11 protein-coding genes are annotated in these 12,950 nt (G+C 40.1%); 5 read left to right on the top strand and 6 right to left on the bottom strand.

The features are described from left to right. Positions 1 to 41 precede the first annotated feature (41 nt). The 3 genes from ACZ5Q0_RS12565 to ACZ5Q0_RS12555 form a co-directional block, all read right to left on the bottom strand. Complete coding sequence (locus tag ACZ5Q0_RS12565; RefSeq protein ID WP_446820336.1) at positions 42 to 458, bottom strand: hypothetical protein; 417 nt, start codon at positions 456 to 458, stop codon at positions 42 to 44. A 542-nt stretch (positions 459 to 1,000) separates the two neighbouring features. Further along, positions 1,001 to 1,420, bottom strand: a complete 420-nt coding sequence (locus ACZ5Q0_RS12560) for a MaoC family dehydratase (RefSeq protein ID WP_446820338.1) — start codon at positions 1,418 to 1,420, stop codon at positions 1,001 to 1,003. Between the two features lie 319 nt (positions 1,421 to 1,739). Beyond that, positions 1,740 to 3,455 carry a sigma 54-interacting transcriptional regulator gene (locus ACZ5Q0_RS12555; RefSeq protein ID WP_446820340.1) on the bottom strand — a complete coding sequence of 572 codons (1,716 nt, stop codon included), beginning with the start codon at positions 3,453 to 3,455 and terminating at the stop codon, positions 1,740 to 1,742. Positions 3,456 to 3,968: 513 nt separating this feature from the next. Here ACZ5Q0_RS12555 and ACZ5Q0_RS12550 point away from each other — a divergent pair. The 5 genes from ACZ5Q0_RS12550 (at position 3,969) to ACZ5Q0_RS12530 (ending at position 8,632) form a co-directional block, all read left to right on the top strand. Beyond that, entirely contained in the window at positions 3,969 to 5,225 is a 1,257-nt protein-coding gene (locus tag ACZ5Q0_RS12550) for an ABC transporter substrate-binding protein (protein ID WP_446820342.1), read from the top strand. Positions 5,226 to 5,305: 80 nt separating this feature from the next. Beyond that, positions 5,306 to 6,187 carry a branched-chain amino acid ABC transporter permease gene (locus tag ACZ5Q0_RS12545; protein WP_446820343.1) on the top strand — a complete coding sequence of 294 codons (882 nt, stop codon included), beginning with the start codon at positions 5,306 to 5,308 and terminating at the stop codon, positions 6,185 to 6,187. Between the two features lie 13 nt (positions 6,188 to 6,200). Next, positions 6,201 to 7,211 carry a branched-chain amino acid ABC transporter permease gene (locus ACZ5Q0_RS12540; protein WP_446820345.1) on the top strand — a complete coding sequence of 337 codons (1,011 nt, stop codon included), beginning with the start codon at positions 6,201 to 6,203 and terminating at the stop codon, positions 7,209 to 7,211. Further along, the gene (locus ACZ5Q0_RS12535; protein WP_446820346.1) at positions 7,204 to 7,941 is read left to right on the top strand and encodes an ABC transporter ATP-binding protein; all 738 of its coding nucleotides are present in this window, start codon (positions 7,204 to 7,206) and stop codon (positions 7,939 to 7,941) included. The genes ACZ5Q0_RS12540 and ACZ5Q0_RS12535 overlap by 8 nt, the downstream gene beginning before the upstream one ends. Continuing rightward, positions 7,922 to 8,632, top strand: coding sequence for an ABC transporter ATP-binding protein (locus tag ACZ5Q0_RS12530; protein WP_446820347.1), 711 nt, complete (start codon positions 7,922 to 7,924; stop codon positions 8,630 to 8,632). The genes ACZ5Q0_RS12535 and ACZ5Q0_RS12530 overlap by 20 nt, the downstream gene beginning before the upstream one ends. A 146-nt stretch (positions 8,633 to 8,778) precedes the next feature. Here ACZ5Q0_RS12530 and ACZ5Q0_RS12525 read toward each other — a convergent pair whose 3' ends face one another. The 3 genes from ACZ5Q0_RS12525 to ACZ5Q0_RS12515 form a co-directional block, all read right to left on the bottom strand. Further along, on the bottom strand, positions 8,779 to 9,882 hold the full coding sequence (locus ACZ5Q0_RS12525; protein ID WP_446820348.1) for an AIR synthase-related protein: 1,104 nt from the start codon (positions 9,880 to 9,882) through the stop codon (positions 8,779 to 8,781). Between the two features lie 427 nt (positions 9,883 to 10,309). Further along, a complete protein-coding gene (locus tag ACZ5Q0_RS12520; RefSeq protein WP_446820349.1) occupies positions 10,310 to 12,187 on the bottom strand; it encodes an ABC transporter permease in 1,878 nt (625 codons plus the stop codon). After that, positions 12,174 to 12,938, bottom strand: coding sequence for an ABC transporter ATP-binding protein (locus ACZ5Q0_RS12515; RefSeq protein WP_446820350.1), 765 nt, complete (start codon positions 12,936 to 12,938; stop codon positions 12,174 to 12,176). Before ACZ5Q0_RS12515 ends, ACZ5Q0_RS12520 begins: the two co-directional genes overlap by 14 nt. Positions 12,939 to 12,950 lie beyond the last annotated feature (12 nt).

Raw genomic sequence — 12,950 nt, 5'->3', positions numbered from 1 at the left:
AAAGGTTAGTGAGGGAGCAAAGAGAACTTCCCTTTGCTTCCTCAGTTATTTGAGGATGATAGACGTCGTTGAAAGAATACAAAAACTGGTAATGGAATAACAATCCATCCTAAACTTTTTATTAAGCTATTTTTAGCCCTATCAATTTGTCTATTTTTTTCTGCCGCTACTATCGCATTATATTTGGCTCTTAATTCCGTATCAGAAAGCTTTGCCTTCTCAATAGTCTCTTTTTTATCGAATTCAGGCTTATCCAGTCCATATTGTTTGAACTCTTCAAATGACTGGTGATATGGAATAGGAGCAACAATATCGGCAACTGCCATAAAAGCCCCTACACTTCCACCAATTGTCATCATCAGTGTTGCGAATAGTACCAGATAAATATAAACATTTTTTATCATAGTTTTTTCCCCTTCCGGTGTCCTAGCTTTACTTCCGATAACTACCACTGCCACTAGTAGTCCCACTACGAATAAAATTATTAGTATAATCGCTGACACAACCACAGCACACCTCTTCTCTAAACTAAGCTTGACTAAATTCCTGATTTTCTACAATGATATACTTATGCTTAGCCAATTTCCATCCCCTAGTTCCCTCTTACTCGTCCAATATTTAATTATATAGATTCTCCCTTAGCATCAACTGTCATTGCTGCGCTATTAATGATTGTCTGGGTTAGGTTTCCATGACTTTGCTAGTATGTTATTCCCCCCAATTTAATAATTCACTAACATTCGAACAGGAAAATAACCGCCCAAACAAATTGAGCAGGTGAGATTTAGTCCCCCCCTGCTCAATCGATTACATTTAATAAACCGGAAGAATTCCGCATTTCGCAAATTGGCTGTACACTTGATTACGTTATAAACATAATCTTCTTTATAAAGTACATTTTGCCCGGATGTTGGTAACTAATCCAAAAACAACATAGCCGGGCTACAAGTTCCCGGCTATCAAAAGCTTCTCCGAAGGTGAATTTAAAGTTACCGGTTGCTTAAAGGATATACTCCATCCCTTCCCCTACCATAACCAAATCTCCTTTTTGATTGAAGCATTCGGTTTTTAAACAAACCATGTGACGTTTCTCCAACTTTTCAACAATAGTAGCTACTGCTGTTACTGTATCTCCAATATATACCGGCTTTAAGAACTTAACACTCTGATTCGCATAGACATTTCCGAAGGTCACCTGAGTAACGGTATTAGAAATCAACCCCATAACTAAGACTCCCGGAACCAGGACATCGCCAAATCGAGTAGTTTTACTGTATTCTTTATCAATATGAATGGGGTTAAGATCTCCTGTTAGTCCCACCCACATAATCACATCCGTTTCAGTCATCGTTTTAGTAAAACTAGCTGAATCCCCTACCTGCAGTTCATTCCACTTCTTTATCTTTCCTTCATACTTCATTATCAGAAAACCTCCCATACCATGATGATCTCCACATGCCAAGTCTATATCATAGACTTAAACCTGCCTGCATCATTCGCATTCCTGAATATAGACATGCAATTTTCATGCCTAGAAATATGCCTATAGCAGAGGGTTGGGCACATAAATAGTGTAAAAACGGTTAAAGTCCTACCGTTAGGCTTTTGAAGGCTATTTTCTATATTTATTTTTCTTATTTATAATAAAATACAATGGCTAAAGTTTTTTAAAAAAATACTATAAAAAAGACCTGAACCTAAACTGGGTCAGGTCTTTTTTATTGATAAACTGCTTCCTTTTATTTAAAGCATAATCCATATTTATGGGCTTTTCTAACGGCACTCGTCTGGCTGATACCAAGCGCCCGTGCGACTTTACGAGATGTACAATGAACCTCGATATACTGTTTTAAAATCCTTTTTTCAAAATCCTGCACCATAGTTTTAAGATCGCTATTTATATAAATAGAAAGATCGGTTGTATTCTGAGAATGTTGTTGGGGTAAAAATAGAAAATCAGGAAAAGTTTCTATTACTTCTTCCGGACTTGTAACAATTAAACGCTCTATTACATTTTTAAGTTCACGAATATTACCTGGCCAATGGTAATGTATCAATCGCCCGATTAATTGCGGGTGGATCTCTTTATTAAAACCATATTTCTTATTAAACATCTGCACAAAATGTTGTACAAGTGGAGGAATATCTTCACGGCGTTCCCGTAAAGGCGGAACATAGATGGGAACAACACTCAGACGGTAATACAAATCCCCCCGAAAACGTTTTTGTTCTATCATATCCCAGATATTTCGGTTCGTAGCGGTTATTAGCCTAACATCGATGGGTATGGTTTGGATCCCGCCTACTCGAATAATTTCGCCATCTTGCAAAACCTGAAGAAGCTTAGCTTGCAATATATAAGGTAATTCACCAATTTCGTCCAAAAAAAGAGTTCCGTGATTAGCTAGCTCGAAGAAGCCTCTTTTTCCTTCTTTTTTGGCACCAGTAAAGGCACCACCTTCATATCCAAAAAGTTCACTTTCCATTAAATTATCCGGTATAGCAGCACAGTTTATTTTTATAAAAGGCTTGTCAGAGCGCGGTCCTAAACGGTGTAAAGCATGAGCAATGACTTCCTTGCCTACGCCGGATTCCCCTAGAATCAGAACAGAAGATTCCACCTGGCTTAAACGTCCTACAACATCTAAGAGAGACTTTATTTTTTCCGATTCAAAAACATAATCAGTTGAGTTTTCATATTGCACTCGTTGTAGTTCCCGTTGATAATGCAAATTCAACTCCATGACATGCTCAACTTCCTGTCTAAGACGGTTCAGCTCAGTGATATCCCTACCATTGGTAAGCACTTGTACAATTTGACCAGCATTATTAAAAATTGGATTTCCCGTAACTAGTAGCGTTTTGCCGCTTTTCAAAGTTTGGGTAAAGGTAACCGGCTTTCCAGTAGCTAATACATCGAGGGTGGCGGAACGGTCATAATATCCTTCTTGTACAAGATCCCTCATATTCCGCCCTACAATCTCTTCTAAGGGAATCCCTGTAGTTCTGGCATAAGCTTCATTAACCCGCAAAACCTGTCCTTGACCATCAGTTACAAACAAACTATCAAATGAAGCTTCTATTATCACGTCAAGTTTTTTGAGATAGCTGTAAATATGTTTGGCGGCGTTGTCTTTACTAATTATGCCTATCATGTGCTCTTTTTCGTAAACAACAGCCAAACCAGCACTACTATTAATGAAATAATCAAGCTCATCATTAAGCTGAACACAAAGTAAATTCCGGTCACATACTTCTGAAACCGGAATAATATATTGACTATTTTGCAAGCATAAAAGAGCTTTGTTAAGAGTAATGAAGCCGATAGGATGGGTACCAGCATAAACAACCAAAAAAGAGCTTTTCCTTTCTTGCATGGTCTGTATACAAGCCTGTAAGGGATCAGTTATATGGACAATGACTGCCGGTAATAACTCGAGATCAGTATAACGCATTAATCCATTTTCCCCTCCTGAAGAACTTTGTTAAAATAATGCCACGACAAAAAACGCCATTTTCTATTAAATTTATTATATATCATAATAGATCATAAGACATGCCAAAACCCAACTGCGAACCTCATTTACCTCACTTGACCCATTATGGGTTCAATGTTAATAGATATTGGTCGTTTTGGTTACTTTTTATTATTGCTTCATTATTTTATTTAACAATGGCCGTAACGCTCATGGTTCTGAGGTTTAAGCGAGTCCTCCCCTCCTAATTCCCAACCGTTTTTATATAACTTTATGGTTTTGGCATCTATTTTGCTTATTTATAATGATGAATCCGTCAATACGACTTAGAAACATTTTTTAAATTGAAAAGCAGCGCCTATTTATTAAATGTATCCGTAGTGATTAGAGAGGTGATGTGTACTTGTAAAACGATTATGGTAACCAATTGTAACCATATACCGGATAATCATACGTTGACTAGAAAATATGTAATAAAGGTAGGCGAAAAATATGCTAAAAAGAAGATACGCGCGCATTTTGAGCTTAATGGTTATTTTGAGCTTATTGTTAACATTGACGATTGGTTGCGGAGGAAGTGGAGATTCTGACAAGGAAGTAAAGATCGGAAACATCCTGCCTTTATCCGGTTCAGCCGCTCCCCTAGGTAAAATTGGCCAGGAGGCCCGTGATATGGCGGTTGAAGAGATTAATAATTCAGGAGGTATTAAGTCTCTGGACGGCGCAAAAATTAAAATGGTTTATGCTGATAGTAAGGGCGACCCTGCCACTGGGGTTTCAGAAGCCGAGCGGTTAATCACCCAAGAAAATGTTTGTCTGATCACCGGCTGTTATCAAAGCGGTGTGGCTATGCCTTCTACCGAAGTAGCAGAAAGATACCAGGTTCCTTATTACGTGCCGGTTCCTTCTGAAGACATGATAACCGAGAGAGATTTTAAATATGTTTTTCGCCAGGCGGAAAAAACCAGTTGGCGTAATCGTGATCAGACCAAATTTATAAAAGAAATGTCAGAAAAATTTGGTACACCCGTCAAGACCGTAGCCCTGATTTATGAAAATACGGCCTGGGGTCAAGGTGCCATACGCGCATGGGAAAAATATTTACCTGAAGCTGGCCTGGAAATCGTACTAAAGGAACCTTATCCTACCAACTCTTCTGACCTTACCCCAGTCGTTCTAAAAGCAAAAAAACTTAACCCGGATATTATTATGATGGTTTCCTATGTATCCGATGCGGCCCTATTAACGAAAACTTTTGCGGAACATAAGGTCAAACCTCTAGCTTTTATCGGTACCAGTGGCGGTTTTGCCGACCCTACCTATTTTGACCTGGCTGGTACCAACTGTGAGTATTTTTTTGATATTTCTACCTGGGAACCTGATGTTAACCGTCCCTTTTCCAAAGAAACCAACCAACGTTTTCAGGAAAAGTATGGCTATGGAATGAATGCCGAAGCTGTTAAAGCCTATACAGCTATGTATGTTATCAAAGATGCTCTAGAAAGAGCAGGATCAACAGAACCAGAAGCTATTCGTAAAGCACTCGCCGAAACAAAAATTACTGATGGTATTACCCAAATGTATGCCTCAGAAATCGTTTTCGATGAAACTGGACAAATGATCAATGCCCCTTTGGTTATATGTCAATTCCAGAACATAGATGGAAAAATGCAGCGGGTAACTGTATGGCCGGAAGAAGAAGCTAGACCTGGTGTAGATATTGTATGGCCTTTTCCCGGCTGGAAGTAGTGATATAAATATCTAAGTAATTAATGGTTAGGGATGTGATAGACTCCATCCCTAACCTAGTCAGAGGGGGCGTTAGCAAAATGGGCTTTTTATCCGCAGTAGTAAATGGTATTAGTATGGGAGCAGTTTATGGGCTCATCGCCTTGGGACTTACCCTTATATTTGGCATAATGCGTATTATCAACTTTGCCCATGGAGCCTTTCTTATGCTTTCAATGATGCTCTCCTACTGGGTTTGGAGCATTACAGGAGCAAACCCATATATTCTCATTGTTATCATTGGCCCAGTAATGTTTTTTTTTGGTTATGCTTGTCAGCGTGCCCTAATTAAACCTGTTCTCGATGCCCAAAAAGACGTTAGAGAACCCTTAAGTGTTCTTTTGCTCACCGCTAGTTTAGCGGTTGTATTAGAAAATTTAGCGCTGATGATATTTGGAGCTGATTATGTAATGGTTCGAACTAGTTTTACTGATTCCACCATTGCCCTGGGCTCAGTGACTTTAAGCGCAGCTCGTCTTTACGCAGCCATAATCGCATTAGTTGTAACTGTTCTCTTCTGGGCATTCCTGAAATACTCCGAAATGGGCCGCAAACTAAGAGCAACCGGGCAAGACCGAAATACATCTGCATTAATGGGGATCGACATAACCAACACCTATGCGATTGCCTTTGGCCTGGGGACTGCTTTATTATCAGTAGCAGCCTTAGTATTAATTCCTTTTTACTACGTGCACCCTACTGTAGGACAGGTTTTTATGACTAAGGCTTTTATCGTCGTGGTATTAGGCGGCCTGGGTAGTGTTCCCGGAGCATTAGTAGGCGGCTTAATTATTGGATTAATTGAGTCCATCGGTGCTCAGTATATGACAGCAACCCTTACACTTGTGCTGGTATATGCGACTTTTCTTTCGGTTCTTTTTATCAAACCTTCGGGTATTTTTGGATCCCCATTTGAGTGGTAGGTAGGTGAAATTCATGAGGAAAAAAAGTAAAGGTTCAATTTTATTAATTGTAGTACTGGGCATTGCATTTATTATTCCAGTCTTGGTTACAAAACCATATTACTTACATGTTCTGACTGTTTGTTTATTATGGGCCTACCTGGCATCATCCTGGAATATTATTGGCGGCTATGCTGGACAGCTTTCATTAGGTCATGGAGTATTTACAGCGGTGGGAGCTTATGTAACCGTAATACTATTTAATGAATTTGGACTAACTCCATGGGTAGGTATGTTTATAGGCGGTTTTGCTGCAGTAGCAATGAGCTTTATCATAGGCTTTCCAACTTTTTCTTTACGGGGTGCTTATTATGCTCTGGCTACAGTGGCCATTTCTGAAGGGGTGGTAGTTCTAATCGAAAACACCATGGAAATCGGTTCATTACGAGTAGGGGGAGCCGAAGGTCTAATCGTTAAACTGGTAGGTAACGCTCCCCTGTATTTTCAATTTATCTCCAAAGTTCCCTACTACTATATCGCCCTGTTTATGTTATTAATAATTGTGGCTATTTCCAAATGGATTAAAGATTCCCGTTTGGGCTATTATTTAATGGCACTTAGAGAAGACGAGGATGCAGCTAAAGCTCTGGGCATTAATGTACGCAAGGCCAAATTGACAGCAGCTTGCATAAGTGCTTTTTTCACCGCATTAGGCGGTGTATTCTATGCTATGCTAATCCGTTACTTAGAACCTACCGCTATAGCTGGTGCATCAATGTCAACTCAAATGGTATTTTTAACTATCGTAGGGGGAAGCAGCACAGTACTGGGCCCGGTAGTAGGCGGTATTACCCTGTCACTTATTAGCGAAATAATTCGCTATTATTTTGGCGGAATGGTTATGGGGCTACACCTCTTTATATATGGGATAATCGTAATGCTGGTCATTATCTACAAACCGCGGGGTATCATTGAAATTCTAGAGAATTTCTATTACCGTTTTATACAGGTGCCTAAACAAAGGGGTGATGAAACCAATGGATAAAACCCTTCTCAAACTTGATAAACTTACCATAACATTTGGGGGGCTTATTGCCGTAAATCAATTCGACATGGAAGTCCATTCAGGGGAAGCGGTTGGTTTAATAGGCCCTAATGGCGCCGGGAAGACTACTGTTTTTAATCTTATTTCAGGAGTATATAAATCTACTAAAGGAAAGGTCCTTTTTAACGGGCATGATATTACCGGCCTCCCCCCTTACGAGGTATGCCAGAAAGGCATTGGCCGAACTTTTCAGGTAGTTAAACCCTTTCCAGCTATGACGGTATTACAAAATATTATGGTAGGCGCTTTTGTACACTCCCGGAATAGAAATAAGTGTGAACAAGTCGCCAGGGAGGTTCTTTATAAAGTTGGCCTGGAAAAGAAAAAGAATCATTTGGCCAAAAGTTTAACCCTGGCTGACCGCAAACGATTAGAGGTGGCAAAAGCCCTGGCAACTGAGCCTAAATTACTGCTTCTAGACGAAGTGCTAGCAGGTTTAAATGCCACCGAAATAGAAGATGCGGTAAAACTAGTCAAATCTATTAATGCACAAGGTATTACCATTCTGATGATTGAACATGTATTACAGGCAACTATGGCTATATGTAACCGCATCGTAGTACTCGATTATGGGAAAAAGATTGCCCAGGGAACTCCGGCAGAAGTGACTAGTAACCCTGATGTAATAAAAGCTTATTTAGGTGATGAGTATGAAGTTATTCGAAATTAAGGAATTAAATTCAGGATACGGAGACGTTATGGTATTAAATGACGTATCTTTCTCGGTTGAGGAAGGAGAAGTAGTTAGTATTGTAGGTGCAAATGGAGCAGGAAAAACTACTTTGTTAAATACCATATCAGGAATTATTCCTGTTCAGCGCGGCGAAATTTGGTTTGATGAAGTGCGGATTGATTCCCTCCCCCCCTATAAAATTACTGAATTAGGTATTGTTCAGGTACCTGAAGGCAGACGCATATTCCCCTTCCTAACTGTTTATGAAAATCTATTGGTTGGTTCATCTATGCCCAGAGCAATTAGAAAACGCAAAAAGAATCTGGAATATGTATTTGAACTTCTTCCTAAACTAGCGGAACGAAAAAGCCAAATCGGAAGGACATTAAGTGGTGGTGAACAGCAGATGCTGGCTATAGGACGTGCCCTTATGGCTATGCCTCGCATATTAATGTTGGATGAACCGTCTTTAGGTTTGTCCCCTTTACTGGTACGCACTGTATTTGAAATTATTGAGAAAATTAGTAGCCAGGGAACAACCATCCTACTGGTGGAGCAAAATGTTAAACAAGCTTTGCGGCTAAGCAAACGGGCCTATGTTTTAGAAAATGGACGCATCAGTCTTCAAGGCCCGGCCGATGAAATTTCTAACCACCCTTATGTTAAGAAGGCGTATCTAGGTTTATAGATGAGAGTTAGTATCGCCGCCACCCTTTTTGATTTTAATTAACGGTTATCGCTAACCGCATCATGAAAATTATTCCCCTGTAATTAATGACCGTAGTAACTACAAGAGGGGCAAGGAGATTTATCTTCTTGCCCCTCTTATTATTCCTAAGCCATCAGCTCCTGAAGAACTTCTGCAGACGGTTTATTTGGTATAGTAGCTATAACCTGTCCCTGGTATTCAAAGATACTATGATCCTGGTCAGTAATTTCACCAATTACGGCTGTAATACCATTTTTGCTGCGAATAGCCTCTAATACTTCATCAACATCCTGGGGCTCCACTTGCAGCAGCATACGGGCTTGAGTCTCACAAATAAAAATTTCTTCCGGGGTTATATTACCTGTTTTCACCGGAACTTTATCAAGTTGTATTTTGGCTCCCAGTCCTCCAAAGCGAGCCGATTCACATACAGCGGCTCCTATGCCGGCTGCTCCCAGGTCAGAACAAGCTTTTATTTTTCCGGTAGTGAAAGCAGCTAAAGTAGCCTCCATAGTAAGTTTCTCCTCTTTAAAACAAGCAATAGCCGGCTCCATAGAGGATACTAAACCTGCTCTATACAGGGTATCATTACCATCTGTACCCGTTTCCCCGACTATAATAATTTTGTCTCCTGAGGATTTAGCCGGCTTAGTAAGGGGTTTTTCCGTGACTTGTTTACCGATAACCGAAACTACCGTTGCCGGAACAATATCACTAAAGGAAGTAGAAAATCCTCCTCCTACTACAAAAACTCCCATACTTTCACACATATCAGCTATCCCTTTAAGCATCAGGTTAACTCTATCTTTACTAGTCATTATTTCACATTTACCACAAGTACACTTTCCTTCGAAGCCACATGGCCCTACAATGACTTCTTCTTCTAGCGGACGGGTGCCAATAAAATCTAACAAGAACATAGGCCTAGCCCCCATGGCTACAACATCTCTCATCGCCCCTCCGGCTCCGGTTGCTGCTGCATCATAAGGACGGGGTACACAAGGTGAACAGTGGCTTTCCATTTTAGCAGTAATAAAACAGTCGGTATCAGGAATTTTAACTACGGCAGCATCATCATTAGCATCAGGCCCTATCAGTAAAGCCCCAGGCCACATTTGGTCAATTTTTTGATTGAGCTGTTTAAATAGACCAAAATCGATCGCCTTGTCAGTATTATGATGCAGGTGAACAAACAATGCATGCATGAGCGCCTTTTCAACTTTATTCATAAAACAGCCTCCTATTTAAAGAATACTTTGTTCGATTTTATAAAAATATGTAGTTTTACGATTGCAGGCAGGTCCCCTCTTAATATACCCTAATACTGAAGCAGCAATTATCTAAACTACGTAAGATAATTGAGGAAGGTTATATAGATCCTTGTATATGGGTGATATGCTCTTAGTATAATTGCCAAACTATATCTTGCCAATAAGATTATGCTTGCTTATAGCGAGAATAATCAAACCTCCTAAATACGAGATACTGTATATTATATCTCAATATAATATCAAAGTAAGCCTAATTTGTTTACCAGCAAGGCATTAGTTATCGTTTTACCTCTGCTGCCCTGCCGGAACCACCCAGTAACTTATTCTTTCATCTCCTGGGGTTAGTTCCCGTACCAAAGTAGCCCCCGAACCTTCCGGTTCCTTATTACTGGCCAGTAGCATTTACCAATTGATTGTAGGATTTAACTGTAAGCAGATAATAAAGTAAATAAATTAAGGTATAAGCAACCACCGTAATTGCTATGGGGATAGTAAGATTTTTGTAAAGCAGGTTCCCCAGAACCGATAAAGCCACAACCGCATGAGCAATTCCTACCAATAAAGGGAAAAGGAAAATTGCCATAACCTGACGGGCGATGGAGGAACGAATCTCCTGGTGACTCACCCCGATTTTGCGCAGAATTTTATAGTTTATGTGATCCTTACTGGCTTCATTTAATTGTCGGAAATAGATAATACTTCCCGTAGCCAGCAAAAATACTAACCCCACAAATGCTCCGACAAATATCATCATACCATTAAACTCCTGCTGTTCTCTATAGGCATCGTAAGATGAGGATAGCAGATCGAAATTCCGATCAAGTTCCCGGGTAAGTTCTGCGCTCTCTTTTGCTTGTTTCACTATAATACCTCTATTTACGACTGGTTGTTGCTCCTGGCTCATCTGATTAAAACTTTCATCACTTACCACCAGGGTAAAAAACATGGTGTTCATAAGAAAATAAGGCTTAGCTTCAGTGATATAAAATTTCTGCTTAACTGGACTATTAGCTCCAACGATAAAATCATAACCCCGCAGGGCGGAGACATTGCCTTGAGTAAAAAGGATAGCCTCACCCGGTTTTTCTAACTTAATATCTGGTTTTAGACCACGAGCTTTTATCAGTTCCCGGTAGGAACTTTCCGATATAATTTGAGCAGTACGGTGAAAACCGGTCTTGCCAGATATCTTGCCACTAAGTTCTAGGTAGGGCACTTTTACATCAGCCAGCATCCTATGCTGGGGATAACGATCAATAATAGCATCTACCTGGCTATCTTTATTTATTTCACTTTCCATATAGACATAGCTAAAAGGTAGATAATTTTCCTGGTCCTCCTCCATATCGAAGTAAAAGCTGTAGCTCATCCCCACTGCAGTAAGAGTAGTGGCACTAAGGATAGCTATGGTAGCAAGCATGGTGGCATTACTTTTAATCCGGTACAATAAATTAGATATACCGATCATATTCATACCCCGGTAATAATACTGCTTGTTGCGGCGTACCAATTGCAAGACAAACACGGAAAGCGACTTAAACAAAGCAAATGTCCCGCTAACAACCAGCCCTAGTACGACCATAGCGTATACTGGAAATAAAAATACCAACTGCGGATGGAATGCTACTATATATCCTCCAGCTATTAACAATATAGATAAAAGGGCCAGCCAAACTGAGGTATGGGGTTTATTTTCGCCCTGCCGTTCGGCATGAAACAGCTCCACCAGCTGGAAGCGATAAATGATCCGGTGAGCATGCCAGGAAATGAGCAGGAATAGAAACATGAATACTAGCACTGTATTAAGCACCGCTTGGGAAGAAATAAAAAAATCCACCTGTATATATTTCCCCATTAAACTTAGTAACAACATAGCAAAAAGTTTGGAAAACAATCCGCCCAGAAAGATGCCCATCACCAAAGCTACTATACCCATTATCAGATTTTCATAAAAGAGCATTTTGGCAACCTGTTTCCTCTGTAAACCCAGAAGGGTATAAAGACCAATTTCTTTTTTTCTCCTGCGAGTGAAAAAAGCATTAGAATAGCCCATAAATATGGCTGAAAATACCGCAGTCATAAATGAGCCAAAAGACAAGAGGAATTTCATCTTACTACCGACGGCCTGGGTTACCTGTCCATTATAATTAACGGAATTAAATATATAAAAAACCAAAATACTAAATACCATAGATAAAAAATAGAGAAAATAAGTTTGAAAGTTATTTTTTATATTTCTTAAGGTTAAATCAAATAAAGTCACGGTTATCCCCTCCCAGTACCGCCAGTACATCCAGAATTTTATGGAAGAAATCCTTACGGGTTGCACCACGTACCAATTCACTAAATAAAACTCCATCCTTTATAAACAGGATACGCTGGCAATAGCTGGCAGCAAAAGCATCATGGGTTACCATCATAATAGTAGTAGCATAGCTTTTATTCAAATCAGCCAGGCATTGCAGAAGTTCAGTTGAGGCTCGGGAATCTAGTGCCCCGGTAGGTTCGTCAGCTAATACTAATCGGGGATTATGAATAATAGCCCGGGCAGCAGCAGTTCTTTGCTTTTGGCCACCGGATATTTCGTAGGGGTACTTAGCCAATATGTCCTGAATACCTAAGGGTCTAGCCACTCGACCTACCCTGGTTTCGATTTCATCAATCGGTATCCGGGCCAGAGCCAATGGTAAAACCACATTTTCTTTTACAGTGAGGGTATCTAAAAGATTAAAATCCTGAAATAAAAAACCCAGCTTGTCTCTGCGAAACCTGGCCAGTTGTGCTTCATCCATGGTTACCAGGTTATCTCCGTCTATAATGATGCTGCCCCTAGTAGGATTATCTATGCTGGCTATCAAATTTAGAAGGGTAGTTTTACCGGCACCGGAAGGTCCCATAATTCCAACAAATTCCCCCTCTTGTATCTGCAGATCTATCCCCTCCAGGGCTGGGTAAAGATTACCCCTTGTCCCATATACCTTTTGCAAGTTTCTGACTTCCAGTACATTATTCATTGCCTTGATCTC

Source organism: Syntrophomonas erecta subsp. sporosyntropha (genome assembly GCF_055395365.1).
This window is presented reverse-complemented; position numbering and strand designations above follow the sequence as displayed.

Coding starts and splice junctions, on each gene's coding strand:
- ACZ5Q0_RS12525 (WP_446820348.1), bottom strand. CDS start 9,882: ATGAATAAAGTTGAAAAGGCGCTCATGCATGCATTGTTTGTTCACCTG.
- ACZ5Q0_RS12535 (WP_446820346.1), top strand. CDS start 7,204: ATGGATAAAACCCTTCTCAAACTTGATAAACTTACCATAACATTTGGG.
- ACZ5Q0_RS12515 (WP_446820350.1), bottom strand. CDS start 12,938: ATGAATAATGTACTGGAAGTCAGAAACTTGCAAAAGGTATATGGGACA.
- ACZ5Q0_RS12550 (WP_446820342.1), top strand. CDS start 3,969: ATGCTAAAAAGAAGATACGCGCGCATTTTGAGCTTAATGGTTATTTTG.
- ACZ5Q0_RS12555 (WP_446820340.1), bottom strand. CDS start 3,455: ATGCGTTATACTGATCTCGAGTTATTACCGGCAGTCATTGTCCATATA.
- ACZ5Q0_RS12560 (WP_446820338.1), bottom strand. CDS start 1,420: ATGAAGTATGAAGGAAAGATAAAGAAGTGGAATGAACTGCAGGTAGGG.
- ACZ5Q0_RS12530 (WP_446820347.1), top strand. CDS start 7,922: ATGAAGTTATTCGAAATTAAGGAATTAAATTCAGGATACGGAGACGTT.
- ACZ5Q0_RS12545 (WP_446820343.1), top strand. CDS start 5,306: ATGGGCTTTTTATCCGCAGTAGTAAATGGTATTAGTATGGGAGCAGTT.
- ACZ5Q0_RS12540 (WP_446820345.1), top strand. CDS start 6,201: ATGAGGAAAAAAAGTAAAGGTTCAATTTTATTAATTGTAGTACTGGGC.